Source organism: Mesorhizobium sp. B2-7-1 (assembly GCF_006440735.1).
Taxonomy (GTDB): domain Bacteria; phylum Pseudomonadota; class Alphaproteobacteria; order Rhizobiales; family Rhizobiaceae; genus Mesorhizobium.
The window spans coordinates 40,808-66,755 of record NZ_VFUA01000013.1 but is presented as its reverse complement, the minus strand read 5'-3'; the positions used below and the strand labels follow the sequence as shown (position 1 = coordinate 66,755).

The 25,948-nt window shown below is 65.0% G+C and carries 24 protein-coding genes and 2 pseudogenes; 20 read left to right on the top strand and 6 right to left on the bottom strand.

Going from position 1 to position 25,948, the window contains the following annotated elements; translation table 11 throughout:
* The first annotated feature begins 16 nt into the window (after positions 1–16).
* Complete coding sequence (locus tag FJ471_RS08025) at positions 17–1,693, top strand: choline dehydrogenase (RefSeq protein ID WP_140802635.1); 1,677 nt, start codon at positions 17–19, stop codon at positions 1,691–1,693.
* Here the strand turns inward: FJ471_RS08025 and FJ471_RS08020 are convergent.
* Entirely contained in the window at positions 1,674–2,639 is a 966-nt protein-coding gene (locus tag FJ471_RS08020) for a LysR substrate-binding domain-containing protein (RefSeq protein ID WP_140802634.1), read from the bottom strand. The two genes, FJ471_RS08025 and FJ471_RS08020, sit on opposite strands and share 20 nt — an antisense overlap.
* 134 nt (positions 2,640–2,773) lie before the next feature.
* On the opposite strand from FJ471_RS08020, the gene FJ471_RS08015 reads away from it, so the two are divergent.
* Genes FJ471_RS08015 through FJ471_RS08005 form a run of 3 tightly spaced genes read left to right on the top strand, consistent with a single transcriptional unit; the run spans position 2,774 to position 7,663 of the window.
* Positions 2,774–4,786 carry an FAD-dependent oxidoreductase gene (locus FJ471_RS08015; protein ID WP_140802633.1) on the top strand — a complete coding sequence of 671 codons (2,013 nt, stop codon included), beginning with the start codon at positions 2,774–2,776 and terminating at the stop codon, positions 4,784–4,786.
* Complete coding sequence (locus FJ471_RS08010) at positions 4,783–6,861, top strand: acetate--CoA ligase family protein (protein ID WP_140802632.1); 2,079 nt, start codon at positions 4,783–4,785, stop codon at positions 6,859–6,861. Before FJ471_RS08015 ends, FJ471_RS08010 begins: the two co-directional genes overlap by 4 nt.
* On the top strand, positions 6,851–7,663 hold the full coding sequence (locus tag FJ471_RS08005) for an enoyl-CoA hydratase/isomerase family protein (protein WP_140802631.1): 813 nt from the start codon (positions 6,851–6,853) through the stop codon (positions 7,661–7,663). Before FJ471_RS08010 ends, FJ471_RS08005 begins: the two co-directional genes overlap by 11 nt.
* Here the strand turns inward: FJ471_RS08005 and FJ471_RS08000 are convergent.
* Positions 7,628–8,056: a hypothetical protein gene (locus tag FJ471_RS08000; protein ID WP_246684641.1), complete on the bottom strand. Its 429-nt coding sequence runs from the start codon at positions 8,054–8,056 to the stop codon at positions 7,628–7,630. The two genes, FJ471_RS08005 and FJ471_RS08000, sit on opposite strands and share 36 nt — an antisense overlap.
* Positions 7,987–8,355 (bottom strand): hypothetical protein, encoded by a 369-nt coding sequence (locus FJ471_RS07995; RefSeq protein WP_140802629.1) that lies wholly within the window; start codon positions 8,353–8,355, stop codon positions 7,987–7,989. Before FJ471_RS07995 ends, FJ471_RS08000 begins: the two co-directional genes overlap by 70 nt.
* Here FJ471_RS07995 and FJ471_RS35535 point away from each other — a divergent pair.
* The 3 genes and pseudogenes from FJ471_RS35535 to FJ471_RS35525 all read left to right on the top strand — a co-directional run.
* Positions 8,314–8,415: pseudogene (locus tag FJ471_RS35535) on the top strand (helix-turn-helix domain-containing protein); the annotation flags it as partial. The gene FJ471_RS07995 and the pseudogene FJ471_RS35535 overlap by 42 nt on opposite strands.
* Before the next feature lie 65 nt (positions 8,416–8,480).
* On the top strand, positions 8,481–9,059 hold the full coding sequence (locus tag FJ471_RS35530; protein WP_281408514.1) for an aminotransferase class I/II-fold pyridoxal phosphate-dependent enzyme: 579 nt from the start codon (positions 8,481–8,483) through the stop codon (positions 9,057–9,059).
* Positions 9,056–9,439, top strand: a pseudogene (locus tag FJ471_RS35525) (aminotransferase class I/II-fold pyridoxal phosphate-dependent enzyme); the annotation flags it as partial. The gene FJ471_RS35530 and the pseudogene FJ471_RS35525, both read left to right, overlap by 4 nt.
* 126 nt (positions 9,440–9,565) lie before the next feature.
* Here the strand turns inward: FJ471_RS35525 and FJ471_RS07985 are convergent.
* Both FJ471_RS07985 and FJ471_RS07980 read right to left on the bottom strand, forming a co-directional pair.
* A complete protein-coding gene (locus FJ471_RS07985) occupies positions 9,566–10,165 on the bottom strand; it encodes an NAD(P)-binding domain-containing protein (protein ID WP_140802628.1) in 600 nt (199 codons plus the stop codon).
* A 41-nt stretch (positions 10,166–10,206) separates the two neighbouring features.
* A complete protein-coding gene (locus FJ471_RS07980) occupies positions 10,207–10,941 on the bottom strand; it encodes an SDR family oxidoreductase (RefSeq protein WP_140802627.1) in 735 nt (244 codons plus the stop codon).
* Positions 10,942–11,215: 274 nt separating this feature from the next.
* Between FJ471_RS07980 and FJ471_RS07975 the strand changes: the two genes are divergently transcribed.
* The gene (locus FJ471_RS07975; RefSeq protein ID WP_140802626.1) at positions 11,216–12,112 is read left to right on the top strand and encodes a LysR family transcriptional regulator; all 897 of its coding nucleotides are present in this window, start codon (positions 11,216–11,218) and stop codon (positions 12,110–12,112) included.
* 32 nt (positions 12,113–12,144) lie between these two features.
* Here the strand turns inward: FJ471_RS07975 and FJ471_RS07970 are convergent, their stop codons facing one another.
* Positions 12,145–13,320, bottom strand: coding sequence for an acetyl-CoA C-acetyltransferase (locus tag FJ471_RS07970; protein WP_140802625.1), 1,176 nt, complete (start codon positions 13,318–13,320; stop codon positions 12,145–12,147).
* Between the two features lie 136 nt (positions 13,321–13,456).
* Between FJ471_RS07970 and FJ471_RS07965 the strand changes: the two genes are divergently transcribed.
* The 12 genes from FJ471_RS07965 (at position 13,457) to FJ471_RS07910 (ending at position 25,932) form a co-directional block, all read left to right on the top strand.
* Entirely contained in the window at positions 13,457–15,403 is a 1,947-nt protein-coding gene (locus FJ471_RS07965) for an acetoacetate--CoA ligase (protein ID WP_140802624.1), read from the top strand.
* Positions 15,400–16,551 carry a thiolase family protein gene (locus tag FJ471_RS07960; RefSeq protein ID WP_140802623.1) on the top strand — a complete coding sequence of 384 codons (1,152 nt, stop codon included), beginning with the start codon at positions 15,400–15,402 and terminating at the stop codon, positions 16,549–16,551. The genes FJ471_RS07965 and FJ471_RS07960 overlap by 4 nt, the downstream gene beginning before the upstream one ends.
* The gene (locus tag FJ471_RS07955) at positions 16,551–16,991 is read left to right on the top strand and encodes a zinc ribbon domain-containing protein (protein WP_140802622.1); all 441 of its coding nucleotides are present in this window, start codon (positions 16,551–16,553) and stop codon (positions 16,989–16,991) included. The genes FJ471_RS07960 and FJ471_RS07955 overlap by 1 nt, the downstream gene beginning before the upstream one ends.
* Positions 16,988–17,440 carry a MaoC family dehydratase gene (locus tag FJ471_RS07950; protein WP_140802621.1) on the top strand — a complete coding sequence of 151 codons (453 nt, stop codon included), beginning with the start codon at positions 16,988–16,990 and terminating at the stop codon, positions 17,438–17,440. Before FJ471_RS07955 ends, FJ471_RS07950 begins: the two co-directional genes overlap by 4 nt.
* A complete protein-coding gene (locus FJ471_RS07945; RefSeq protein WP_140802620.1) occupies positions 17,437–18,675 on the top strand; it encodes an MFS transporter in 1,239 nt (412 codons plus the stop codon). The genes FJ471_RS07950 and FJ471_RS07945 overlap by 4 nt, the downstream gene beginning before the upstream one ends.
* An 89-nt stretch (positions 18,676–18,764) precedes the next feature.
* The gene (locus FJ471_RS07940; RefSeq protein ID WP_140802619.1) at positions 18,765–19,601 is read left to right on the top strand and encodes a GntR family transcriptional regulator; all 837 of its coding nucleotides are present in this window, start codon (positions 18,765–18,767) and stop codon (positions 19,599–19,601) included.
* 201 nt (positions 19,602–19,802) lie between these two features.
* A complete protein-coding gene (locus tag FJ471_RS07935; protein ID WP_140802618.1) occupies positions 19,803–20,579 on the top strand; it encodes an SDR family oxidoreductase in 777 nt (258 codons plus the stop codon).
* A 15-nt stretch (positions 20,580–20,594) separates the two neighbouring features.
* A complete protein-coding gene (locus tag FJ471_RS07930) occupies positions 20,595–21,254 on the top strand; it encodes an L-fuculose-phosphate aldolase (RefSeq protein WP_140802617.1) in 660 nt (219 codons plus the stop codon).
* Between the two features lie 70 nt (positions 21,255–21,324).
* The gene (locus FJ471_RS07925) at positions 21,325–22,326 is read left to right on the top strand and encodes a sugar ABC transporter substrate-binding protein (RefSeq protein WP_210241999.1); all 1,002 of its coding nucleotides are present in this window, start codon (positions 21,325–21,327) and stop codon (positions 22,324–22,326) included.
* A gap of 68 nt (positions 22,327–22,394) precedes the next feature.
* On the top strand, positions 22,395–23,921 hold the full coding sequence (locus FJ471_RS07920) for a sugar ABC transporter ATP-binding protein (RefSeq protein WP_181179230.1): 1,527 nt from the start codon (positions 22,395–22,397) through the stop codon (positions 23,919–23,921).
* Positions 23,918–24,949, top strand: coding sequence for an ABC transporter permease (locus tag FJ471_RS07915; protein WP_140802616.1), 1,032 nt, complete (start codon positions 23,918–23,920; stop codon positions 24,947–24,949). The genes FJ471_RS07920 and FJ471_RS07915 overlap by 4 nt, the downstream gene beginning before the upstream one ends.
* Positions 24,946–25,932: an ABC transporter permease gene (locus FJ471_RS07910; protein ID WP_140802615.1), complete on the top strand. Its 987-nt coding sequence runs from the start codon at positions 24,946–24,948 to the stop codon at positions 25,930–25,932. The genes FJ471_RS07915 and FJ471_RS07910 overlap by 4 nt, the downstream gene beginning before the upstream one ends.
* Positions 25,933–25,948: the final 16 nt, after the last annotated feature.

Below are 25,948 nucleotides of genomic sequence, written 5' to 3'. Positions count from 1 at the left end.
AATGGGGGCCTGCGGGATGATCGTGAAGGAACGGGAATTCGACTACATCATCGTCGGCGCGGGATCAGCCGGATGCGTTCTGGCCGCGCGGCTGACGGAAGATCCCGACTGTCAGGTGTTGTTGCTCGAGGCCGGCGGCCGCGACCGTTCGCTGATGATGTCGATACCGGCCGGGGTCTACAAGGTCTACCACGATCCGCGTTTCAACTGGAACTATGAGTCCGAGCCGCAGCCGGAGCTCGGCGGACGGCGCATTCCGGTGCCGCGCGGGCGCACGCTGGGCGGCTCGTCATCGATCAATTCCATGGTCTATCTGCGCGGCCATCCGGCCGACTACGACGCATGGGCGGCGCAAGGGTTGACCGAGTGGAGCTTCGGTCATTGCCTGGCCTATTTCCGCCGGTCCGAGACGTCGGATCGGGGCGCCTCGCTTTATCGTGGAGGCGATGGGCCGCTGCATGTGCAGCGGGGACGTCTGCAGTCGCCGATCTTCGACGCGTTCGAGGAGGCCTCGGCCACGGCGGGACACAGGCTGGTGGAGGACCTGAACGGCCCGGACGCGGTGGGGATCGGCCGGCTCGACAGCACCAAGGTCGGGGGCAGACGTTGCAGCGCGGCGGTCGCCTATCTGCGTCCGGCGGCCACGCGCAGGAACCTCGTCGTGGCGACGGGCGCATTGGTGCATCGCGTCATCATCGAAGGCCAGCGCGCGACGGGCGTGGAATACTCCCTTGGCGGCGACGTCCACACCCTGCAGGCGCGGCGCGAGGTCGTCCTGTGCGGTGGCTCGATCAACTCGCCCCAGCTTCTGATGCTGTCGGGGATCGGCCCCGCGGACCATCTGCGCAGCCTCGGTATCAAGCCGTTACTCGATCAGCCATATGTGGGGGCCAATCTGCAGGACCACCTTGATCTCGGCATGTCCTTCCGCTGCACGGAACCGGTGTCGCATGCCTGGATGGGATCGCCTTATGGCAAATTGCGGGTCGGCCTCGAATGGATGATACGGCAATCCGGCCCTGCCGCCTCCAATATATGGGAAATCGGCGGCTTTGCCCGGGCGATGGCGGATTCGGACCTGCCGACGGTGCATTATCACGTGGCGCCGATGAAGATCGATTCCAGGCCCGATGGCAGCTTCGGCCTGTCGCATGGCTTCGCCCTGCACCTGTCGCAATTGCGCCAGCGCAGCACCGGGCGTCTGACGCTGCAAAGCGCCTCGCCGAAGCACGCGCCACGGATCGATTTCCGGTTCTTCTCGCATTCCCGCGATATCGTGGAGATGCGAGAAGGCGTGAAGGTGACGCGCGAGATCGCCATGCAGGCACCTTTGAAGCGGTTGGGAACGCTGGAGGTCGCCCCGGGCGTTTCGGCACGATCGGATGCCGAAATCGACGACGCGCTGCGCGCCTCCGTCAACACGGAGTTTCATCCCTCCTGCACCTGCAAGATGGGAGTGGGCGAGGACGCCGTCGTCGACCCGCAGTTGAAGGTGCGCGGCATCGATGGTCTGCGCGTCGTCGATGCTTCGGTGATGCCGCATGTCGTGGGCGCCAACCTCAACGCGACGGTGATCATGATCGCGGAGAAGGCGTCCGACATGATGCATGGACGGCCAGCGTTGGAACCGGTGCGTGTCGGCGCGCAGCCCGATGGGCTGGTGCGCGAAATCCTCAACCTGCGGGCGGCTTGACCGCCTCGCGTGGCGCGAACAGATTGCGTTGAACGCGCTGGTCCTCGATGGCCATGAACTCGGCGCGCAGCCAATCACGCACCTTCTGCACCTCAGGCCGCCTGGCCGCCGAACGGCGGGCGACGAGATGATAGAAAGCGCCTGTGCGGAGTGGGGTGCGACCGGCCGGCACGAGGCCGCCGGAGAGGACCTCTCCCGCAACCACGTGCCACCAGCCAAGCGCGATGGCCTGTCCCTTTATTGCGCCTTGGATGACCAGCGCGTAGTCGGAAAACGCCAACTCCGTCGCCTCGCGGAAATGACCAAGGCCAACCGCGGCCAGGAAGGTCGGCCAGGGGATACGCATCTTGCCAATCAGGCTGGCCAGGATGTGGCCCTTTAATCCTCGCAGGCCGTCGATCGGCCCATGCGTATGCAAATAGCCGGGACTGCAGACCGGAATGACGACTTCCTCCACCAGCGGCCAGGACTCGATCTCGTCGCCCTCGGGGAATGCGTAGCGAACGCCGATGTCGGCGGCCCCGAGCGAACCATAAGGTTCGCCATGGATGAGATCGAGACGGATCTGTACTCCCGGCACGTCTTGGCGGAACTTGTCGAAGTGCGGCATCAACCAATGAATGGCGAAAGCGGAGGTGACCGACAGCGTCACGACATCGCCGGCGTTGGCGCCGGCCTGTATGTCGCAGACAGCTTCCTCGATGCGGTCGAAGCCCTGCCGTACCGCGCGCTGCAGCACGCGTCCTTCCTCGGTCAGCTCAAGTCCCGTCGAGCGGCGCAGAAACAGCTTGGCGCCCAGGTGCTGCTCCAGCCGCGAGATCATCCGGCTGATCGCGGGCTGCGTCACGTTGAATTCGCGCGCCGCAAGCGTGAAGTTCTGGTGCCGCGCCGCCGCCTCGAACATGAAAAGCGCTCCGGGCGAGGGCAATCTGGCGCGCAGCGGCATGACGGCAGCGGTTCCTGAGGCATGACTTCAAGTTATAGTGTGCCTACAATTTCTGCCCTGGGCAAGCAATGTGCGAATGGTAGTCTGATTTCAGATTTGGGCAGGGCAAACCGGTCCCGCCAAAAGGGCCCTTCATGTCTTGCGCCTATCCTCATCTCTTTTCATCGCTCGAGATCCGCGGGCACGACATCCGCAATCGCATCCTCTCGACTGGCCACCAGACCTATCTGGCGCGAGGAAATCTGCCCGGCGACGACATGGTCGCCTATCACGAGGCGCGGGCGAAGGGTGGTGTCGGGCTTATCATCAACGAGGCGGCGCGCTTTCATGCCTCGACGCTCGGCGAGGCACCGGACCTAGCGCTTCTGAGCGACGACGCGATCCCGCATTACGCTCGGCTGGCGAGCGCCGTGCACCGGCATGGCGCCAAGCTGTTCGGGCAATTGTCGCATTCCGGCAGGGTTACACGGCGCATGATGAACGGGATGCGCGGCGTAGTCTTCGCGCCCTCGTCGACGCCGGAAAACCGCTTCCACGTGGTTCCGCGCGAGATGCCCGCCGAGATGGTGGCCGAAATAATCGCCTCGGCCGCGCAAGCCGCGCGGCGTTACGCGGAAGCCGGCTATGACGGCGTCGAACTCATGGCGAGCCACGGCCTGCTGTTTGCTCAGTTTCTCAATCCGGGCGTGAACCGTCGCGAGGACATGTATGGCGGTTCCGCCGAGAACCGGCTCCGCCCCTTGCGCGAAAGCCTGATCGGCGTGCGCCGCGCCGTGGGCGAGGACGTGGTGGTGGGCCTTCGCATTTCGGTCGACGAAGCCGATGAGGGCGGGCTGGACCAGGAAGCCGTCCTCGCCATTTGCCGCCAGCTTTCCGAGGAGGGCCTGGTCGACTACATCAACACGACGCTGGGTACGATGGCGAGCCTGGGCGGTTCGATCCATGTCGTGCCGCCCATGGAGATTCCGCCAGCCTATGTGGCGGCCAAGGCGGCGACGATCCGGGCCGCCGTCTCGGTTCCGGTTTTCGTCGCCGGCCGTATCAACCAGCCGCAAATCGCGGAAGGTGTCCTGGCGGCTGGCGAAGCTGATATGTGCGGCATGACGCGGGCGCTGATCGTCGACCCCGATATGCCGCGCAAGGCGCGCGAGGGACGTTCGGACGAAATCCGCGCCTGCATCGGCTGCAACCAGGCCTGCATTGGCCATTTCCACGCCGGCTACTCGATTTCCTGCATCCAGAATCCTTCGTCCGGCCGGGAACTGCGTCTTCCGGCAGCGGCGCCGACCGCCGGCCGATCGTTGAAGGTGCTGGTGGCCGGTGGTGGTCCCGCGGGGATGAAGGCCGCGGTAACCGCCGCCGAGATGGGGCATAAGGTGATCCTGTCGGAAGCATCGCCGCGGCTCGGCGGACAGGCGCTGCTGGCGCAGCTTCTGCCGGATCGTTTCGAATTCGGCGGCTTGGTCACCAATCTGGCGACGGAACTGGCGCTGCGTCAGGTCGAGGTACGGTTGAACAGCCGCGTCACCCGGGGTTTCGTCGAGACCGTCGCGCCCGATGGCGTCATCGTCGCGACGGGCTCGGCCCCGGTCGGAAGCGAGGTGGAGGGACAGGAAGCCGCGCATGTCGTCGAGGCGGTCGACGTGCTGGCGGGGAAAGTGCTGCCGGGCGCGCGCGTCGTCGTGGCCGACTGGCGCTGCGACTGGATCGGCATCGGCCTCGCCATGCAGCTCAACCGCAAGGGGCACCATGTGCGCCTGGCGGTGAACGGCATTTGCGCCGGGCAAAACCTGCAGCAATATGTGCGCGATCACTGGGCCGGGAAACTGCATGAGGCAGGGATCGAGGTCATCCCCTATGCCAGGCTTTTCGGCGTCGATGGCGATACCGCCTATTTCCTGCACGGAGCAAGTGGCCAGCCGATCGTTGTGGAAGGAGTCGATACGGTCGTGCTCGCTTCGGGCAATGCGCCCGACACCGCGCTTGAGCGTGAGCTTGGGGGCACGGACGTGCCGTTCGTCACCATTGGCGACTGCACGATCGCCCGCAGCGCCGAGGAGGCGATCTATGACGGCGTCGCGTCAACGCGTGCCTTTCTCGCCCAGGTCGCAACGAATACCGGCTCCTTACCCACAGGTGCCCGATGACGGTTTCGAAGTTGCTGCGGCCGCAAACGCTGGCGATCGTGGGCGCCAGCCCCAAGCCCGAAAGCTTTGGAGCGAATCTGCTGCAGTCGATCCGCTATCTCGGGTTCCCCGGACAGGTCTATCTGGTCAATCCGCGCTACGACCAGATCGACGACCAGCCCTGCTATCCCGATGTGGCGTCGATACCGGGCGGCGTCGATTGCGCCGCGCTCGCCGTCGGCGATGCCCTGCTCGTAGACAGCTTCGCTTCCGTCGCCGAGGCAGGCGTGGGAGGCGCCGTGCTCTTCAGCCGCGCCTACGGGCAGACACCCGACGGTCGCACGCGCGGCAAGGCTATCGCCGATGTTGCGGTAAAAGCAGGGATGGCTGTGTGCGGCGCCAACTGCATGGGCTTCGTCAATCTGGTGGACCGCCTGCAGGTCACCGGCATGCCGTTTCGTTCCTTGCCCGCGCCGTCCGGGGTGGCGCTGATATCCCATTCGGGATCGACCTGGTCGGGTCTGGTCGGGAACCGGCGGCAGATGGGCTTCGACTACGCGATCTCGGCCGGCCAGGAGTTGGTGACGACCGTGGCGGACTATATCCGCTTCCTGCTGGAGGAGACCGATGCGCGGGTGATAGCCTGCGTTCTGGAAACCGTCCGCGATCCCGAGGGCTTCCTCGCCGCCGCCAGGCTTGCCGAGGCCAAGGGCGTGCCCATCGTCGCGCTGAAGCTCGGCCGCAGCGAGGCGGGACGCCATTTCGCGATCTCGCATTCAGGAGCGCTTTCCGGTTCGAACGCTGCCTATGAGGCGGCTTTCGCACGTTACCGCGTGATTCAGGTGCGCACGCTCGATGAACTGCTGGACACGGTGGAATTGCTGGCGCTGACGCGTCCGATGATGGCACCCGGCGTTTCGCTCGGCACCGATTCCGGCGGCGAACGGCAATTGATTTCCGATCTCGCCGCCGATGTCGGCCTGTCCTTCGCCCCGCTGGCGCCCGCGACCCGGGCGGCGGTCGAGGCGTATCTCGATCCGGGCATGGAAGCCTCCAACCCACTGGATTACTGGGGCGACGGAGCCGACGTCATGGCGCCGGTGCTGAGCGAGATGGCGAAGGATCCCGATGTCGGCATCGTGGTGATGGCGACGAACCTGCCGCCGGACCGGAATTTTTCCGAACTGTCGGCCGCGGCGATCCGCAAGGTGCACGCGCGGACGGACAAGCCCGTCGCCGTGATGGGCAATATCGCCACGACCCTATCGCCGGTCATCGCCGAGGACCTTCGGGAAAGAGGGATCGCGGTCCTCATGGGGACCGGCAGCGGCCTTGCGGCCTTGCGGCACCTGCAATCCTACCGGTTCGGCCGCCATGGTTCGGAAGACGTCGTTGCCATACCCTTGTCGGCCGATGCTGCGGCGATTGTCGACGCAGCACCCCTCGACAGTCTGCGCAGCGCCGATGGCTTCAGGCTGCTGGAACTGGCCGGCATCCCCGTAACGCCTTTCGCCGATATCCACTCGCCGCAGGACATCGCCGCCTTTGCCGGCAAGCACGGATGGCCGATCGCGCTCAAGATCGATGATGCCGCCATTCCGCACAAGTCCGATCTCGGCGGAGTGGTGCTCAACCTCAAAGGCTCAGATGAGGCGCTTGCTGCTTACCAGGCACTGCGCAGTCGCCATCCCGCAGCGCCGATCCTGGCGCAAACCATGGCATCAGGCGTCGAATTGATCCTCGGGATGACCACGGATCCGGATTTCGGTCCGATCGTGACGCTGGGTCTGGGCGGGGTCTTCGCCGAAGTGCTGCGCGACGTCGCGACCCTCATTCCTCCTTTCGGCGTCGCCGAGGCGCGGCGGGCGCTGGAGGGGTTGCGCGGACATGCCTTGCTGACCGGCGCGCGGGGCAGGGCGCCCGTCGACATGGATGCGCTATGTACGCTGGTATCCCGTTTCAGCGCGATGGCGGTCGGAGCGAAGGAACAGATCGTCGAAATCGAGATAAATCCGATTATGGCCGGTCCGAACGAGGCCGTCGCCGTCGACTGCCTCACATTGCGCCACAGGAAGGCCCGTCACGATGTCCGATGAGTATGAAACTATCCGCGTCGACGTGAGCGACGAGGGGATCGCGCATATCGTGCTCAACCGCCCGCGTGTTCTGAATGCCATCAACTCCGTGCTGATGCGCGAGGTGACGGAGGTCTTGAGCGGCCTGCAAAAGGAGCCGTCGATTCGCTGCTTCGTGCTTTCGGGCGAAGGCCGTTCGTTTTCCGCCGGCTTCGATCTGAAGGAGTCGGCCGCGGCAGGCAATCGCAGCGTCGCCGAGTGGCGGCGCGTGCTGGAGGCTGATTTCGATTTCGTCATGCAGTTCTGGGATTGCCCGAAGCCGACCATCTCGGCCATCCACGGTCATTGCATCGGCGGCGGGCTAGAACTGGCGGTGGCATGCGATATCGCGATTGCCTCACGTAATGCCGTCTTTGGCGAGCCCGAGGTGCGCTTCGGGTCAGGGATCGTCGCCATGGTGCTGCCGTGGATGATCGGCCCGAAGCATTCCAAGGATATGCTGCTGACGGGTAACGATAAGATCACTGCGGAACGGGCCGCCGAGATCGGTCTCGTGACGGAGACGGTTCTTGAGGGCCAACATGTCTCGAGAGCCTTCGAAAAGGCGCGGGAAATCGTCGCCGCGGCGCCGTTGTCCGTCGAACTGACGAAGCGCGCCATCAACCGCAGCTTCGATATGCGCGGCATGCGTAACGCTCTCCTTGCCGGGGTCGAAACCGATGTGTTCATTGAAACCGCCGGCGGTGCCGAAAGGTTGGAATTCAACCGCATCCGGGCCGAGCAAGGATTAAAGGCAGCTATTGCCTGGAGAAACAGCCGCTGATCGTTTGTGGAGCCGCTCTATGTTGGAAACAAGGTCAGCAAAGGAAAGGGTGTGCGCCACGGCGGCACGCAGCTTTGCAGGATCGACGCTTGTCACAAATCCTGTGTGTTGCAGGTGCTGCACCAACCGTTTCGTGGCCAGATTGCCGGCCGCCCCTGGCGCATAAGGGCATCCGCCAAGACCACCGACGGCGCTGTCGAAGCTGCGCACGCCAAGCTTCAGCGCCACGTCGACATTCGCCAACGCCTGGCCGGACGTATCGTGGAAATGACAGGCCAGCCGACCGACGGGAACGGCCTCGATCACCTGCGTCAGCATCATGTCTATCCGTCCGGGAGTGGCGCAGCCGATCGTATCGGCCACGGCGATTTCTCCGCAGCCGATCTCCAGCAATCGTTCTGAGACCGCACGCGCCGCGGATGGCGGGATCGCTCCTTCACGGTGAAATTCGTTGCTATGCCGATCGGCAGTTCGAACGTGCCGATGACGTTCTCGATCATGCCGTTGGCCAGCGTGAGCGGAAGACCGCCGCGCCCGAAAACCTGCCGCTCGTCGTTGCTGAGCGATGCCGCCTGCACCACCCGGTCCAGTCGCTCGGCGGGAGAGAGATTGCGCGGCCCGCGACCTTGGTCGATGGCGTCGTCAGCAGACTGCAGGCGGAAATCAGCAGTGGAACGCTGCCTTCCGGCCATCGCCTCCTGTCGATCCGCAAGGCTGCGGAGGAATTCGGCGTCTCCAAGAACACCATCGTCGAGGCTTATGATCGGCTGGTGGCGGCGGGCGCTCTCATGGCAAAAGCCGGGTTCGGGTTTTTGTCGTGGCATCCGCCGGGGAAGCGGCCGGCTCCTCGCGACCCAGACACGTCGCCGAGGCAGTCGACGCCGCCTCGCTTCTCGCGGCCCAGTTGGAGCAGAGCTTTCAGATCCGCGTCGGCGATGGGCGGCCGCCGCCGTCATGGACGGAACAATCCGAAATCCGCCGCCATCTTGGCGCCCATGGCCGTACCGCCGACGCCGAGGCTTACGGCTCCGCGCTTGGCTTCCTGCCACTCAGGCAGCAGCTTGCGCGCCGGCTCGCGGACCAGCACATCCGGACCGGCGAAGACAACATTCTTTTGACCTTCGGTGCGAACCACGCACTCGACCTGGTAATCCGCGCCATGCTGTCGCCGGGCGATACCGTGCTGGTCGACGAACCAGGTTACTACCCGCTCTTTGCCAAGCTGACGCTGGCTCAGGTCAGGATGCTGGGCGTAACGCGCGCGCCCGAGGGTCCCAGCGTCGAGGACTTGGTGGCGAAGCTTGCATCGGAGCGGCCCAAGCTTTTTTCACGCAATCGCTCGGTCACAATCCGACTGGCAGTTCGACCACGCCCGCGGTCGCGCACGCCATTTTGACCGCGGCTGACAGGCATAGTCTGGTCGTGGTCGAAGATGATCCGTTTGTCGACCTGCCGATTGCGTCGAGCAATCGGTTGGCGACGCTCGACCAACTGAACAACGTTATTTCGATCGGCACCTTTTCCAAGACGCTGTCGGCAAGTCTGAGATCCGGCTTCATTGCGGCACGCTTTGACCGGGTTGCCGCGCTGGCGGAACTGAAAATGCTCACCACTGTCAACAGCTCCGGCCATGTGGAGCGGTTGCTCCACCGCCTGCTGGTTGACGGCCACTACGACCGACATCTGAAGCGGCTGGGGCAGCACATCGAAACCGCGTCGGATCGGGTTGAAACCAAACTCCGCCAAGCGGGTCATAGCATCTTCGTGGAATCGGGAAACGGATATTATGTCTATCTGCTGCTTCCCGACGGATTGGACGACATCGCCCTGGCGCGGGAGGGCGCCAAGGAACGTCATATGCTCCTTGAACGATCGAGTGGGAGCGACGGGAGCGTGGATCGGTTACTGCTCCTTCTTGAACAAGTCCTGGAAGATGAGCCGGCCCCAAATGCGGTCGCGTGCGTGCACCAGCGCGCCACCCTCGTCGAGCTTTCCCAGTATGACGGGTGCGAACCCGAGTTGTCTGGCCAAATCCGCCACGGGAGCGATCGCGTGCTCGTCGTCGCTCGACAGAAAGACGACCCGGTGCCCACCCTCGACGATCGGATCGGCAGCCAGGGTGGCCGCAATCAGGTGATTGAAGCCTTTCACGAACTTGGCGCCGGTGAACGCCTTCGCGACGAAGGCGGAGGACGGGAGACCGTCCAGCTCCTCAGGGGGAAGCAACGCGTTCATCGCGTCGATGACCGTCTTGCCTTTCCAGCTCGGCAAGGCCTTCGCAACCTCGCGATGCTGCTCGAACGGGACCGCCAAGAGGATTGTGTCAGCCTCGAGTGCTTCCCGCAGCGACGTGGCGACGACCGTGGGTCCAATCGCCCGGGCCTGCGGCGCCAGCGCCTCGGGAGGCCGGCGGCTCGCAACGACCACGTTGATGTTCCTACGGGCAAAGGCGTGGGCGAGGGCCTGGCCTACCTTGCCGAATCCTACAATCGCATAGCTCATGATAATTCTCCGATCCGTGTTGATGTTGAATCCCGCATCTTTCAGATGGCCGAGAAGCCGCCGTCGACAGACAGTTCCACCCCGTTCACGAAGCTGGAATCGTCGGAAGCAAGAAACACCGCGGCCGCCGCAATTTCCTCAGGAAGCCCCATCTTTCCCCGCGGGATCAGGGATTCGAACATCCGCTTCGCCTCCTCGGTGAGAACTTGGTCCTGCATCGGTGTGGCGATCGGCCCGGGGTGCAGCACGTTCACCCGGATATTCCTGCCCTTCAACTCGTTGAGCCAGCCGCGTGCGAATGCGTGCAACGCCGCCTTGCTTGCCGCATACACGCTGTAACCAGGAAAACCCTTCACCGAAGCCACCGATCCGGTCATGAAGATCGATCCGCCATCGTTGAGCAGCGGCAACGCCTTTTGCACCGTGAACAGCGTGCCGCGCGTATTCAGGCCGAAGGTCGCATCGAAATACTGCTCGGTAATCTCGCCCAGCGGGACGGCTGCGCCCGTGCCGGCGCTGGCGTACAGGACGTCGATCTTGCCCTTTTCCCGCTTGACCGTGTCGAACAGGCGGTCGAGGTCATCGAGATTGGCCGCGTCGCCGCGCACGCCGGTCACGTTCCGGCCAATTAGCTTGACGGCCTCGTCGAGCGCCTCCTCCCTCCGGCCGGTGATGAAGACATAGGCGCCTTCTTCGACAAACCGCTTGGCGCTCGCCAGCGCCATGCCGCTCGATCCACCCGTGATGACTGCAACCTTACCTTCAAGCTTTCCCATGACCGTTCCTTTTAGGCTCTGTCGTTGATCGTTCGGGGAAGTCCCCGAGAGCCTCGAAGTAGGTTCACTGCGGTCAGGCGTTGAGTGCGGAAGCGCGCACATCGGTGGTGCGAAATCGATCCGGCCGGACGATTGACACAGCCGCGACGATCGGCGTCCGGCGTTCGGAATTGGGCCGCGCTGGTCGATATGGGCTATGATGATTGCTCTTACCTCGGTCCGATGTGTTAGATATGCCTTTGGAAGGCGCACCCCAGCGGTGCCGGATTGCACCATGATCGACTGGGATGACGTCCGCTATTTTCTTGCCGTCGCGCGCGAAGGCTCGGTCCGCGCCGCCGCCGCGCGCCTCGGCGTGAACCACTCGACCGTGCTGCGACGCGTGGCCCAGCTCGAGGAGCGCCTCGGGGCGCACATGTTCGAGAAGCTGCCTTCGGGCTACCGCCTGACGGCCGCCGGCGAGGAAGTCGTCGAGCTCGCGCACCAGATGGAAGCGTCGTCGCACCTGCTGGAGACGCGCGTCTTCGGGCGCGACCAGAGCGTGCGCGGTTTCCTGCGGGTAACGCTGGCGCCGCCCTTGGCGACACACCTGCTCATGCCGGACTTCGCCGATTTCGCGCGTCTGCATCCGGACATCGAGATGGAAATCTTGTCGTCCGGCGAGCTGGCGAACCTGACCAACCGGGAGGCCGACGTCGCGATCCGCGTCGTCTACGACCGCAAAACCCTGCCGCTCAATCTTCACGGCCTGAAGGGACCGGAGATCTTCGGAGGTGTCTACATGTCCCGCGATCGACTGGCGGCGTGGCGTGCGGGCGCACCTGATCCCATCCGCTGGATCGTCATAAGCATTCATGGAGTTCCGGACTGGGCCGGCGAGGGTGAGGTTCGCACCACGGGGGTTCCATTCAGGACCACGGACGGCGAGGCGCAGATCGCTGCGGTACGGCAAGGGCTCGGGATGACGACACTGCCGTGCTTCGTCGGCGATGCCGACCCCCTGCTGGCGAGGGTGCCGGGCACCGACCTGCATATGTACGGAACGCTCTGGCTTCTCACACAGGGGGAGACGCGCAAGACGGAGCGCGTGCGGCTCTTCACTGAGTTCGTATCCCGCAGGCTGGCCGCGTACGCTCCGCTTCTCGCGGGACTGTCCTTATCGCGCGATTGACGCGCGGCCGGTCGCCGGGCGATCGCCCGCGCTCACCGCTCCAGGCAGATCGCGACGCCCTGGCCGCCGCCGATGCAGAGCGAGGCCAATCCTTTTCGCGCGTCGCGGCGGATCATCTCGTGCAGCAGCGTCACCACGATGCGGCAGCCGGAACCGGCCAGCGGATGTCCGAGCGCGATGGCGCCGCCGCTCATGTTGATGATGTCCTCGTTCCAGCCCATCTCGCGGTTGACCGCGATGGCCTGCGCGGCGAAAGCTTCGTTGATCTCCATCACGTCGAGATCGCGGGTCTGCCATCCCGCCTTCTCGAGCGCCAGGCGTGAAGCAGCGACGGGACCGAGCCCCATATCCATCGGTTCGACACCGGCGGAAGCATAGGACGCGATGCGGGCGAGGGGCGTCATGCCGAGTTGCTTCACCCGCGCTTCCGACATCACCAGCACCGCCGCGGCGCCGTCGTTGAGGCCTGACGAGTTGCCGGCGGTGATCGTTCCCGCTGCATCGAAGACCGGTCTCAGCCGGCCGAGGCCTTCGATCGTGGTCGAGGGATTGGGATGCTCGTCACGCTCGATGACGACATCGCCTTGCCTTGTCTTGATCGACACGGGGACGATCTCGTCGTCGAATCTGCCTGCCCGGATGGCGGCGTCGGCCTTCTCCTGCGAGCGCAGCGCGAAACGGTCCTGTTCCTCGCGGGTGATCTGGTAGCGCTGCGCCAGCGCTTCGGCGGTCACGCCCATATGCACCTGATGGAAGGCGTCCCACAGCCCGTCGGTGATCATGGAATCCTTGACGGTCCGGTCGCCCATGCGGATGCCGGCGCGGGCGCCGTGAATGAAATGCGGCGCCGAGGTCATCGAATCCTGCCCGCCGGCGATCACGCAATCGGCGTCGCCGCAGCGAATAGCCTGGGCGGCGAGATGGATCGACTTCTGGCCGGCGCCGCAGACCTTGTTGACGGTCATGGCTGGGACGCTGATCGGCAGGCCGGCCTTGAGGGCAGCCTGCCTGGCCGGGTTCTGTCCGGCGCCGCCGGTCAGCACCTGACCCATGATCACCTCGCTGACGGCATCGGGCGCAAGCAGAGCATCGGCAAGCATCGCCTGGATCAGCTGCGCCCCCAGCTCTGCTGCCGAAAGATCGGAAAACGCGCCGTTCAGCTTGCCGATGGGTGTCCGCTTCGCGGCAACGATATGCACGGCATCCATCAGTCTGCTCCTCCGCCGGCGCGGTCCGCTTCGATGCGATCGCCGCTTGACATTCTGGTTATAACCAATAATCATGAAATGCATCGGCAAGCAAGGTCGCGGCATCGAGCTCGGCCTGCATTGCGGGAGGAAATCCATGTCATCCGTGCTTTGGACGCCGGCGCCGGCCGCGTTCCAATCGTCCAATCTTGCGCGCTTTTCGATAGCCAATGGCTTCGACCCGCGCGACTACGAGACGTTGCATCGCTGGTCGATCGGCGACCCCGGCGCATTCTGGCGGGCAGTGTTGGATTTCGCCGGGGTGATCGGTGATCCCGGCGCGATCTCTTTCTTGCGCGACGACAATGCGCCGATGACCGGGAGCCGCTTCCTTCCGGAAGCCTCGCTAAATCTTGCGGAAAACCTGATGCGCGGTGATGAGGACAAGGTTGCTCTCATCGAGGTTGATGAGAGTGGTCATTTCCGCACCATCACGCTCGGCGAGTTGCGCCGGCTCGTCGCCAGGGCTGCGCATGGCCTGCGCGCTGCCGGCGTCGGCAAGGGCGACTGCGTCGGCGGCATCCTCTCCAATCGTGTCGAAGGTCTCGTGGCGCTGCTGGCGACGCTGTCGGTCGGCGCTGTCTGGTCGTCCTGCTCGCCGGATTTCGGCGCCGCCGCGATCGTCGACCGCCTCGGCCAGATCGGCGTCAAGGTGCTCTTCGCGGCACCACGCTACCGCTATGCGGGCAAGGAGCACGACATCTCCGACAGGCTGGCCGAGATCGTCGCGGCGATGCCGACGGTGACGACGCTGGTGCTGACCGGCGAACCGGGTTCCAAGCCGGACTGCGCGGCGCATTGTATTTCGCTCGACGACTTTGGCGGCGACGGCCCACTCAGTTTCGAGCGTGTGCCCTTCGACCATCCGGCCTACGTACTCTACACCTCCGGCACGACAGGCGCACCGAAGGCGATCGTCCATCGCAGCGGCGGCGTGCTGCTCCAGCATCTGAAGGAGCATCTGCTGCATGGCGACGTCCGCCCGGGCGATGTCATGAGCTGGTACACCAACACCGCGTGGATGATGTATCACTGGCTGATCTCTGGTCTCGCCTGTGGCGCGACGGTTGTGCTCTATGACGGCGCGCCGATCCTGAAGACGGCCGACGGGCTCGACCCCAGCCCGCTCTGGACAATGGCCGAACGCGCCCGCGTCACGCATTTCGGCACCAGCCCGAAATACCTGGCCACGCTCGCCGCCGAAGGCTACGCGCCGGGGCGCTCGCACGATCTGTCGTCGCTCCGCTCGCTGCTGTCGGCCGGCGCACCGGTCTCTCCGGGGCAATTCGACTGGGTCTACGAGCACGTGAAGCGCGACATGATTTTTGCCTCGATCTCCGGCGGCACCGAAATCATCGGCTGCTTCCTGCTGGGATCGCCGATCCATCCTGTGCGCCGTGGCGAACTGACTGTGAAAGGGCTTGGCCTCGCGGTCGCAGTGATGGACGAGCGCAACGCGCCGGTCATCGGCCGCCAGGGCGATCTCGTCTGCACCGAGCCGTTCCCGTCGATGCCGCTGACCTTCTGGGGCAAGGACGGCGACGCGCGTTATCACGCCACCTATTTCGCCGCCCGCCGCGAGATCTGGACGCATGGCGACGTTGCCGAGATGACCGCCTATGGCTCGGCTGTGATCCATGGCCGTTCGGATACGACACTGAAGCCCGGTGGCGTGCGCATCGGCACGGCGGAAATCTACGCAGCCTGCGAAAATTTCGCCGAGATCGAGGACTGCCTCGTCTTTGGGGCGCCGGTCGAAGGCGACGAAGAAATCGTGCTCTGCGTCAAGCTCAATGACGGTTATGCGCTGACCTCCGAGCTTGCCGCGCAAATCCGCCGCGCGATCCGCGACGACGCCTCACCGCGCCACGTGCCGCATCGCATCCATGCGGTGCAGGCCGTGCCTTACACGCTGAACGGCAAGCGCGTGGAGGGCGCGGCCCGCACGACGCTCGAAGGCAAGCCGGTCAAGAACATGGCTTCGCTCGCCAATCCGGCCTGCCTCGAGGAATATCGCGCGCTCGATCGGAGCAAGGCGGCATGAGCCGGTCGAAGGGAGCGATCGTCGGCATCGGCGAGCTGAAGCCGCGGCGCCTAACCAGCGGCGTGACGACGCTGGAGATGATCGCCGAGGTCTCGCGCCTGGCGGTGCTCGATGCCGGGCTGGAGCCGGCGGCGATCGACGGGCTGCTGGTCGGACCGCAGGTCGGCGAGACGCCGCAGCATGTTCCAGCAACCATCGCCGAATATCTGGGTCTCGCACCGACCATGGCCAATGTCGTCGACCTTGGCGGCGCATCCGGCGCCGGCATGGTCTGGCGTGCGGCGGCGGCGATCGAGGCCGGCATGTGCGAGGCGGTGCTGTGCGTGCTCGGCAACAACCGCGAGGAGGCGGCGCCCCGCTCGCCCAACCGCAATCCGATCCGCGAGTTCGACGTGCCCTTCGGCGCCTCGGGCGCCAACATCTCCTATGCGCTGCTGATGCAGGCGCATATGGCGGCATACGGTTCAACCGCGCGGGACTTCGCCATGATCGCCGCCGCGGCGCGCGCCAACGCCCAGCTCAATCGCGATGCGATCTTTTATAGCAAGCCGGCCGATGTCGAAGCGGTGCTGGCCTCGCCAATGATCGCCTCGCCGCTGCATCTGCTCGAAATCGTCATGCCGGTCGCCGGCGGCGAAGCTGTCGTCGTCACCTCGGCCCAACGCGCGCGGTCGTTGCGCAGGCCGCCCGTCCATCTGCTCGGCGCCGGCGAGAAGGTCACGCATCGCGCCGTCAGCCAGGCGCCGAGCCTGACTTCCGGTCCGCTGAAGAGCGCCATGGCGCGGGCCTTCCAACAGTCCGGCACCCATGCCGACGAGATGGACCTTCTGTCGCTCTACGATTGCTACACAATCATGGTCGCAACGACGATCGAGGATGCCGGCCTCTGCGCGCCGGGCCAGTTCGGCGCGTGGCTCGGCGATCGCGACCTTTCGCACAAGGGCGACAAGCCGCTCAACACGCATGGCGGCCAGCTCGGCTTCGGCCAGCCCGACCTTGCCGGCGGCATGACCCATGTCGTCGAGGCGGTGCGCCAGCTGCGCGGCGAGGCGGGCGAACGCCAGATCGGCAAGGCCGGGCTCGCGTTGGTCACCGGCAATGGCGCGACGATGAGCGAAGCGACCGCGCTGGTGCTGGGAGCCGCCTGATGTCCGTCGATTTGAAGACGCTGAAAACCCCTGGCCCGACGATCACCGCGCTGACCAAACCGTTCTGGGATGCCGCCGCCGAAGGGCGCCTGACCATCCAGCACTGCGAGGACTGCGGCAAGGCCGTGTTCTATCCACGCCCGATCTGTCCGCATTGCTGGAGCAAACGCCTGGTCTGGAAGGACGCATCGGGCAGGGGGCGGCTCAAATCCTTTTCGGAGGTGTACAAGCCCGGCCATCCCGGCTGGCTGCCGGCAGCACCCTACGTGGTCGGCCTGATCGAGCTGGCCGAAGGCCCGACGATGCTGAGCTTCATCCTGGCCGGCACACGGCCGCTACAGATCGGGGACATGCTGCTTCTTGCGCCGACAGCCATCGGCGGCCGTGTCCTGCCGGCCTTCAAACCAATCGAACCCGGAGCAGAGGAGAAGCCGCAATGAGTAACGAGACGAAGGACGGTTGGGTGGGTGTCGTGAAAGGCCGCCCGCAGGTCGGCGCCTTTGCCGAGCGCACGCGGCGCACGCGCGTCAGCGACATCGAGGCCTTCACCGACATCACCGGCGACCGCAATCCGCTGCATTACGACCGCGCGCTGGCCGAGAAGTCGGTGTTCGGCAAGCTGATCGTCCAGGGCGGCGTCACCTCCGGCATCCTCAATGCGCTGGTCGCCGAGGATCTGCCCGGGCCCGGAACCGTTTTCCTCGAAGTGGCGTGGAAGTTCGTCAAGGCCGTGGGCGTTGATGAGGAGATCACCGGACGCGTGGAGGTCAAGGAAGTGCGCCCCGACAAGCCGATCTGCAAGATCGAGACCAGCGTGCGCAACGGCCAGGGCGAGCTTTGCCTTACCGGTACGGCCACGGTCTTCACCGTGCCGCTGCAAACCGCATGAGCACGGTCGGCCGGCTTGGCATGGCGGCCGATGGCGAGCGCTGGCGAGTGCTGTCGTTGCTTTGCCTGGCGGTCGTCCTGTCGCTGACCACCTGGTTTTCGGCGACCGCTATCCTTCCCGAACTGAAGCAGGAGCTCGCGCTAGGCGCGAGTGCCGAGGCGTGGCTGACCAATGGCGTCCAGGTAGGCTTCGTCATCGGCGCGCTGGCGGCGAGCCTGGTCAATCTTCCCGATCTTGTGCGGCTCAGCCGCCTGATGGCGGCCGCGGCGCTTGTCGCCGCGCTCGCGAATGCAACGCTGCTGCTTCATCCCGGGCCGGCCGGCGTGATCGCCGCGCGCATCGTCACCGGGGCAGCGCTCGCCGGCGTCTATCCGCCGGCGTTGAAGCTGGTCGCCACCTGGTTCACGCGCGACAGGGGACTGGCGCTCGGCGCGGTCATCGGCGCGCTGACCGTCGGCTCGGCGCTGCCGCATCTCTTCCGCGCCGTCTCGTCAGCGCTCGACTGGCGGCCGGTGGTCGCCGCCGCCAGCGTGGCGACGGCGGCAGGCGCGCTGCTCTTCCTGCTGTTTGCCAGGGAGGGACCTTATCCCTTCGGCAAGGCGGTGTTCGAGCCCTCGCGCATCGGCCAGGTGTTTCGCGAAAAACCGCTGCTGCTCGCCAATCTCGGCTATCTCGGCCATATGTGGGAGCTCTACGCCATGTGGGCCTGGCTGCTTGCCTATACGCGCGCCGCCTTCGAAGCGCAGGCGATCGGGACGGCCGCCACTGCCTCGCTCTCGACCTTCCTTGTCGTCGCCTCCGGCATCCTTGGCTGCCTGCTCGGCGGCTATCTGTCGGACCGCATCGGCCGCACCGCCACCACGGCCGGCATGATGCTGGTCTCGGGAAGCTGCGCGTTGCTGATGGGCTTCCTGTTCACCGGCCCGCTGTGGCTGTTCATGCTCGTCGCCATCGTCTGGGGCATCTCGGTGATCGGCGATTCGGCACAGTTCTCGGCTGCCGTCACCGAGCTTGCCGACCGCCGCTTCGTCGGCACCGCTCTGTCGGTGCAACTGGGCGCCGGTTTCGCGCTGACGGTGCTCGCCATATGGCTGACGCCGCGTTTCGCCGATTTCATCGGCGGCTGGCGCTGGGCCTTCCTGCTCTTGGTTCCCGGACCGCTTCTGGGGGCAGCCGCCATGCTATGGTTGCGAAACTTGCCGGAGAGCGAGAAAATGGCTGGCGGGCTCCGGTAGGGCCGCTGCTGCGCGTTGAGTCGCGGCAAACATTCATACCGGGCAGTTTGCCCGCAGCCTGAAGACCGATGATGGAACAAGCAACCAGAATGCGCGGGCGTCCTCGTTACGACCAGGAAGATGCCGGGGCGGCCGAGGCTTTCCGCTCGATCGGCTCAAAAGTCCAGCTCAACCGCGATGAGGCGGCGCCGCTCTGGGTGCAGTTGCGCAACCAGGTCGAGGAAGCGATCAACACCGGCCTGCTGGCCGCCAATTCGCGCATTCCCTCGGAACAGGCGCTGTGCGATTTCTTCGGTGTCTCGCGCCCCGTGGTGCGCGCCGCGATTGGCTCGCTGTCGAATGAAGGCCGCATCATCAAGATGCCGCGCAAGGGCATGTTCGTCGCCGCTCCCCGCGAGCATGTCGACTTCATGACCGCCAATCTCGGCGTGTTCGACGATTTGACCGCCAAGGGTCACAAGGTCTCGACCCGAACGCTGGAGATCTATCGCTGTCCGCCGAGCGACAAGGAGTCCAAGGTCTTCGGCATTCCCGCCAATGGCAGCGTGGTCCGCATCAGCCGCGTCTACATGACCGACGGCGCGCCGATCACCATGACGCGCATCAGCCTGCCGGGGCATCGGGTGCCCGGGCTGGAGAACATCCTGTCGGAAAACCAGTCGATCTTCGGCACCATCCGCGCCGTCTTCGGCCTGACGGTGAAGCGCGCCGACCGCTGGCTGCGGGCTGCACTTCCCACCAAGGAAGAGGCCGATCAGATGGGCGTCGCCGCCAACACGCCGCTGATCGAGATCGAGTCGATCGCCTATGACGCCGATGGCGCCGCGCTCGAATATTACGAGGCCTTCTACAACTCCTCCGTCGCCCGCATCCACATGGCGGTCGAGCAGCCTTCGGCGACCGTGAACGGCGTCGATCGCACCTGATTTCTTAGTCATCAAAAAAGATTCTGTTTTCTGGTTATAACCAGATTGACGGACCCGGGAAGCTTCTGTAACGTCCCTGTCATGGGGTCGGGAGGAGCCTGACCCGGAGGCATTTATCAGGACCTGTCGGCTTGCGACGCTGCTTCGGCGGCGAGGGTGGAGTTTTGCCCGCGCTCAAGTCCGTTCTGATGGAGGACGTGCATGGATTACCGGTCGCAATTCGATCTGGCAGGCGAGGTCGCCGTCGTCACCGGCGGCGCCAGCGGGATCGGCCTGGAGGCCGCCAAGGCGCTCGGAACTTGCGGCGCGAGAATCGTCCTGCTCGACATGAATGCGGATGGACTGAAGGCCGCTGCCGAAGCGCTCCAGGCCGCGGGGGTCGCAAGCGTCGATGGCCGCGTGCTCGATGTCACCGATCCGCAAGCGGTCGAAGCGATAGCAACCGCGATCGTCGCGGACTTCGGCAAGGTCGATATCCTGGTCAACAGCGCCGGCATCGCGCGCCTCAACACCGCGATCGACACGCCGGACGAGGAATGGCGCCTGGTGATGGATGTCAACATCAACGGCGTCTACTGGGCCTCGCGCGCTTTCGGCCGCTCGATGGTCGCCCGCAAGAAGGGTTCGATCGTCAATCTGGGTTCCATGTCGGGCCTGATCATCAACCGCCCGCAGACGGCACCGTCCTACATGGTGAGCAAGGGCGCCGTGCACATGATGACCAAGGCGCTCGCGGTCGAATGGGCGAAATCGGGCGTGCGCGTCAACGCGCTGGCGCCGGGCTATGTCGGCACCGAGATGACGCTGAAGATGCGCGAGCGTCCCGAACTCTTCAACACCTGGATCGACATGACGCCGATGGGGCGCTTGGGCACACCGCAGGAGATCGCCTCGGCGATCCTGTTCCTGGCGTCGCCGGCCTCGAGCTACGTGACCGGCGCGATCCTGTCGATCGATGGCGGCTACACGGCCTGGTAAGGATTGGAATATCGCATGACCCTTTCGGACCTCGAGGCGCGCCAGGCAATCATCGACGCCTGCATCGAGATGAACGCGCTGGGCATCAACCAGGGCACTTCAGGCAACATCAGCCGGCGCCATGGCGAGGGCATGCTGATCTCGCCGACCAGCACACCCTATGACGCGCTGCAGCCGGAAGACATCGTCTTCATGGGTTGGGATGGCGAGGTCGACGGACGTTTGCCGCCGTCCAGCGAATGGCGCTTCCATCTCGACATCATGAAGGCGCGGCCCGAGGTCAACGCCGTCGTCCACGCGCATCCGACCTACTGCACGACGATCGCCATCATGGGCCGGAAGATACCGGCGATCCATTACATGGTCGCGGTAGCCGGCGGCAGCGACATACGCTGCGCGCCCTACGCCACCTTCGGCACGGCGGAGCTTTCAGCGCATGCCGTGGAGGCGTTGCGCGACCGCAAGGCCTGCCTGCTTGCCCAGCACGGCATGATCGCCGTCGGGTCGAACCTTGCCCAGGCGATGTGGCTGGCCGTCGAGGTCGAGACGCTGGCGCGCCAGTATCACGGCGCTCTGCAGATCGGCGAGCCGCCGATCCTGTCCGACGAGGAGATCGAAAACGTCATCAAGCGCATGGCGAGCTATGGCCTGCGCGACAATGACGCCGCTGCCTGAGGAGGCAGCGATCCACTGTTTCGCATATCCTCCGGGAAGGCCCGGAGCGATCAACAAGGGAGGAAATGAAATGACCAGATCCATGAAAGGCCTCGTCAAGGCGCTCGCCCTGGGGTTGGCGGCGGCTTGCAGCCTTGCCGCCATCTCCGGCGCGACGGCAGAGGAGTTGTCGCTCAAGGGCAAGCGCATCGGCGTCTCTGCCATCGGCACCGACCATTATTGGGACCTGATGGCGTTCCGGGGTATCCAGGACCGCGTCAAGGAGCTCGGCGGTGAGGTGATCGCGCTCGATGCCGGCCGCAAGGACCAGCAGCAGATCGCGCAGTTGCAGACGCTGATCGCGCAGAAGCCTGACGCCATCATCGAGCAGCTCGGCAACCTCGAAGTGCTGAACCCGTGGCTGCAGAAGATCCGCGACGCCGGCATTCCGCTGTTCACGGTCGACACCGCGACGCCGCACGCTATCAACAACACCACCTCCAACAACTACAACATCGGCGCCGAGATCGCCTTGCAGATGGTCGCCGACATGGGCGGCAAGGGCAATGTGCTGGTCTTCAACGGCTTCTACAGCGTGCCGGTCTGCAAGATCCGCTACGACCAGCTGAAATATGTGCTGACCTCGTTCCCGGATGTGAAGATCGTCGAGCCGGAGCTGCGCGACGTCATCCCGAACACGGTGCAGAGCGCCTATTCCAACGTCACCGACATGCTGACCAAGTCGCCCGAGAAAGGCTCGATCGGCGCAGTCTGGGCCTGTTGGGACGTGCCGCAGATCGGCGCCACGCAGGCGGTTGAAGCCGCCGGCCGCAACGAGGTCAAGACCTACGGCATCGACGGCAGCCCGGAAGTCATCAAGATGGTGATGGATCCGAAGTCGTCGGCCGGCGCGGTCGCGGCGCAGCAGCCCTATGAGATCGGCAAGACTTCGGTCGACAACGCCGCCAAGTACCTGGCCGGCCAGAAGGTGCCGCCCTTCACCTTCGTTCCGTCAGTGCTGATCAACAAGGAAAATGCCGCCGAAAAAGGAAAGCCGTTCCTCGACGCCGCCGAGAAAGCAGGCGTTAAATAAGACGGAACGAAACGGCGGGCAGCCGCGCCTACGCGGCTGCCCGCCACATCCAATCGGGATTGACGGCCATGCAGACAGCAAAGCGTGAAATTGCTGTGTCGATGACGGGCATATCGAAGCGGTTCGGTCCGGTGCGCGCCTTGGAAGACGCGAACCTCGAGATCGCGCGCGGCTCGATCCTCGGCCTTGTCGGCCAGAACGGCGCCGGCAAGTCGACCATCATCAAGGTGCTAGCCGGCATCATCAAGCCGGACAGCGGCTCGATCGTCATCAATGGCGAGACGGCCAGCACGCTGACGCCGGCTTCGGTCGAAAAACTCGGCGTGCACTTCATCCATCAAGACAGGCTCCTGGTGCCGACCGCGACTGTCGGCGAGGCAGTCTTCCTCGGCCACGAAATCGGCCTCGGCCCGTTCGTCAGCCGACGCGCCATGGAGCGCAAGGCCGCGGACCTGTTGAAGCGCTTCTTCGGCATGGAACTGCCGGCCGGGACCTTGGTCAAGGACCTGACGACCGCGCAGCAGAAGGTCGTCCAGATCACCCGCGCTCTGGCGCAAAAGGCCTCTGTGCTTGTGCTGGACGAGCCGACGGCGGCGCTGGTCAAGCGCGAGGTCGACAGCCTGTTCGACGTGCTGCGCCGGCTGCGCGACGACGGCATCGCCGTGGTCTTCATTTCCCATTACATGCAGGAGATCGAGAAGCTCTGCGACCGCGTCACCGTGATGCGCAACGGCACCGATGTCGGCACGGTCGATCCGCGCGTAACCCCGATCGACGAGATCATCTCGATGATGATCGCCCGCGATGTCGGCGAGATGTTTCCGAAGCGCGCGGTCGAGCTTGGCGCGCCGGTGCTTGAGGTTTCCAATCTCCGCCTCGGCGGCAGTTTCGAAAACATCGGCTTCAACGTGCGCGCCGGCGAAATTGTCGGCCTGACCGGTTTGCTGGGCTCCGGCGCCAAGGAAATCGTCCAGTGCCTGTTTGGCCTCAAGACCGCCGATGGCGGCCAGGTCAGGGTCGAGGGCAGGGAGCTGTCGCTGTCGACGCCGGTCAAGGCGGTGCGCGACGGCATAGCGATGTTGCCGGAAGATCGTCGCGCCCACGGCGTGGCGCTCGGCCTGTCGGTGCGCGAGAACATTTCCTTGGCCAGCCTGCGCCGCTATTCGCGGACTGGCATGGTCAGCCGGAGCAGTGAGAACCAGGCGGTCGACGGACTGATCAAGGAACTGTCGATCAAGACGCCGCACCGCGACGCGCTGGTGCGCGAGCTCTCCGGCGGCAACCAGCAGAAGGTAGCCATCGCCAAATGGCTGAGCTGCCAGTCGCGCGTCTATGTGCTGGACGAGCCGACGGTCGCCGTCGATGTCGGCGCCAAGGTCGAGATCTACAACCTCCTCAATCGCCTGGCGGGCGAGGGCGCGGCGATCCTGCTTCTTTCCTCCGACCTGCTGGAGCTGGTAGGGGTCTGCGACCGCGTGCTGGTGGTCTATCGCGGTCGGCTTGCGGGCAGCTTCTCCGGTCCTGCAATGAACAGCGACGCGCTGCTGGCGGCTTCGTCCGGCGCGCGCTCGAACGCTGATGGAGTGGCCGCATGAGCGCGACTGTCCTCCACACCGAAGCCGGCGTTTCCGACGAAAAACAAGCCGCCGCCAAGAGCGCCGGCCGGCGCTTCGGAGCGCTCGTCGTGCGACTCGGCGCGATCGCCGCCTTTGCCGCGATCATGGCCTATTTCGTCATCTTCGCGCCTGGTTTCACCTCGACCTTCAACCTGATCAACGTCGTCGAGCAGTCGGCAATCCTGGGCGTGCTCGCCTATGGCATGACCGCGGTCATCATCGGCGGTGGCTCGGACGTCACCGAAGGCGGCATCGACCTGTCGATCGCCGCCAATATGGGGCTCTGTGCCGCCGTCTATGCGACGCTTCTGTCGATGGGCTATGGCGACTTCCTCTCGGTGCTTGCGGCGATCGCCGTCGGCATGGCGGTCGGCGCGCTCAACGCCCTTGCCGTGGTCGGCCTCGGCATCCTGCCGCTGCTCGCCACGCTTGCCGTGCTCAATGTCGCTGCCGGCATGGAACTAACGCTTACCCAGAACACGGTCGTCGGCGCATCCTCCCCGCTACTCGGCGTGCTGGTTTCGGGGAGTTTCCTCGGCATCTCCGCGCTGGCCTGGGCGCTGATCGTCTTCTCCGCGATCATGATCGTGATTGTCCATGGCACGTCGTTCGGGCTCAGGCTCTACGCGGTCGGCGGCCATCCCGAAGCGGCCCGCGCGGCGGGCCTCAGCGTGCCATTCTATGTGTCCTTCACCTATGTGCTGAGCGGCTTCTGCGCGGCGGTGGCGAGCATCCTCACTGTATCGCGCCTGTCGGCCAGCACACCCGGCTCCGGCGAGCTGCTGCTGTCGGTGCTGGCCGCGGCACTGCTCGGCACCGTCTTTTCCCGCCGCTTCGTGCCGACCATGGGCGGCACGCTGCTCAGCGTGCTGTTCATCGGCCTTTTGGCCAACGGCTTCCAGTTGCTCAACGTCTCCAGCTACTGGGTCAACGGCGTTCAGGGCGCGCTGATCCTGCTGGTGGTGGCGATCACATCCTTTGCCCGCGGTTCGGAGGGTTCGCGATGAGCGTCTCGGCCAACGACAACAACACCAAGGCGAGCTTGCGCGGCTTCCTCGCCAAATACAGCGTGCTCATCGCCTTTGCCGCGATCGTCATCTTCTTCGCCGTGGCGAGCCCGACTTTCCTGACGCCTGCCAACCTCTTCAACGTGTTGGTCAACAACGTCGTCATGCTGGCGATCGTGGCGCTCGGCCTTACCATCGTCATCTCGTCGGGGGGCATCGATCTCTCGGTCGGCGTCTCCGTCGACATGGCGAGCATGATCTTCGTCATGCTTCTGGCCGCCGGCTACAGCGGCGTGGTCGGCGTCGCGGGCGGGCTCGGCGCCGCGCTGATCGTCGGCATCCTCAACGCGATCCTCATCACCAGGCTCAACATCAGCCCGTTCCTCGCAACGCTCGGCGTGCTCTTCATCGGCCAGAGCACGCAGCAGCTCGCCACCAGCGGCGGCCAGCCGATCTATCTCACAAGTGGTTATGCAGCAGACCAGTTCAACGCCATCGCCCGCACCGCTCTGTTCGGGATGCCGACGCCGGTCATCGTGCTGATCGTGCTCGCCGTCGCGGTCCATCTCCTGCTGCATCGCTCGGTCTTCGGCCGCTATGTCCAGGCCATGGGCGCGCAGCCGGGCGTGGCCTGGTATTCCGGCATCCGCGTGCCGCGCGAATTGTCGATGGTGCATGTGCTGTGCGCGCTGCTCTCCGGCGTCACCGGCATCCTGCTGTCGGCGACGGTGAAGTCCTACGTGCCGCTGTCTGGCAACGCCTTCCTGCTCGACGCGATCGGCGCCACCTTCATCGGCACGACGCTGAGCCGCGAGCGCAAGCCTTCGGTCATCGGTACGCTGCTCGGCGTGTTGCTGCTCGCCATCGTCAAGAACGGGCTGCTGCTCGTCGGCTGGAATTTCTACTGGCAGCAGGTCGGCATCGGCGTGCTCGTCTTCCTGGTGCTGGCCGCGAGCTTCGGCCTGCGCCGCGCCGCTCATTGAATTCGAAAGGTCAGTC

Coding starts and splice junctions, on each gene's coding strand:
- FJ471_RS07970 (WP_140802625.1), bottom strand. CDS start 13,320: ATGGATGCCGTGCATATCGTTGCCGCGAAGCGGACACCCATCGGCAAG.
- FJ471_RS08015 (WP_140802633.1), top strand. CDS start 2,774: ATGTCTTGCGCCTATCCTCATCTCTTTTCATCGCTCGAGATCCGCGGG.
- FJ471_RS07935 (WP_140802618.1), top strand. CDS start 19,803: ATGGATTACCGGTCGCAATTCGATCTGGCAGGCGAGGTCGCCGTCGTC.
- FJ471_RS07920 (WP_181179230.1), top strand. CDS start 22,395: ATGCAGACAGCAAAGCGTGAAATTGCTGTGTCGATGACGGGCATATCG.
- FJ471_RS07940 (WP_140802619.1), top strand. CDS start 18,765: ATGCGCGGGCGTCCTCGTTACGACCAGGAAGATGCCGGGGCGGCCGAG.
- FJ471_RS07955 (WP_140802622.1), top strand. CDS start 16,551: ATGTCCGTCGATTTGAAGACGCTGAAAACCCCTGGCCCGACGATCACC.
- FJ471_RS07945 (WP_140802620.1), top strand. CDS start 17,437: ATGAGCACGGTCGGCCGGCTTGGCATGGCGGCCGATGGCGAGCGCTGG.
- FJ471_RS08005 (WP_140802631.1), top strand. CDS start 6,851: ATGTCCGATGAGTATGAAACTATCCGCGTCGACGTGAGCGACGAGGGG.
- FJ471_RS07975 (WP_140802626.1), top strand. CDS start 11,216: ATGATCGACTGGGATGACGTCCGCTATTTTCTTGCCGTCGCGCGCGAA.
- FJ471_RS07995 (WP_140802629.1), bottom strand. CDS start 8,355: ATGGCCGGAAGGCAGCGTTCCACTGCTGATTTCCGCCTGCAGTCTGCT.
- FJ471_RS07930 (WP_140802617.1), top strand. CDS start 20,595: ATGACCCTTTCGGACCTCGAGGCGCGCCAGGCAATCATCGACGCCTGC.
- FJ471_RS08010 (WP_140802632.1), top strand. CDS start 4,783: ATGACGGTTTCGAAGTTGCTGCGGCCGCAAACGCTGGCGATCGTGGGC.
- FJ471_RS08025 (WP_140802635.1), top strand. CDS start 17: ATGATCGTGAAGGAACGGGAATTCGACTACATCATCGTCGGCGCGGGA.
- FJ471_RS07960 (WP_140802623.1), top strand. CDS start 15,400: ATGAGCCGGTCGAAGGGAGCGATCGTCGGCATCGGCGAGCTGAAGCCG.
- FJ471_RS08020 (WP_140802634.1), bottom strand. CDS start 2,639: ATGCCGCTGCGCGCCAGATTGCCCTCGCCCGGAGCGCTTTTCATGTTC.
- FJ471_RS07950 (WP_140802621.1), top strand. CDS start 16,988: ATGAGTAACGAGACGAAGGACGGTTGGGTGGGTGTCGTGAAAGGCCGC.
- FJ471_RS07925 (WP_210241999.1), top strand. CDS start 21,325: ATGACCAGATCCATGAAAGGCCTCGTCAAGGCGCTCGCCCTGGGGTTG.
- FJ471_RS07965 (WP_140802624.1), top strand. CDS start 13,457: ATGTCATCCGTGCTTTGGACGCCGGCGCCGGCCGCGTTCCAATCGTCC.
- FJ471_RS07915 (WP_140802616.1), top strand. CDS start 23,918: ATGAGCGCGACTGTCCTCCACACCGAAGCCGGCGTTTCCGACGAAAAA.
- FJ471_RS07910 (WP_140802615.1), top strand. CDS start 24,946: ATGAGCGTCTCGGCCAACGACAACAACACCAAGGCGAGCTTGCGCGGC.
- FJ471_RS07985 (WP_140802628.1), bottom strand. CDS start 10,165: ATGAGCTATGCGATTGTAGGATTCGGCAAGGTAGGCCAGGCCCTCGCC.
- FJ471_RS07980 (WP_140802627.1), bottom strand. CDS start 10,941: ATGGGAAAGCTTGAAGGTAAGGTTGCAGTCATCACGGGTGGATCGAGC.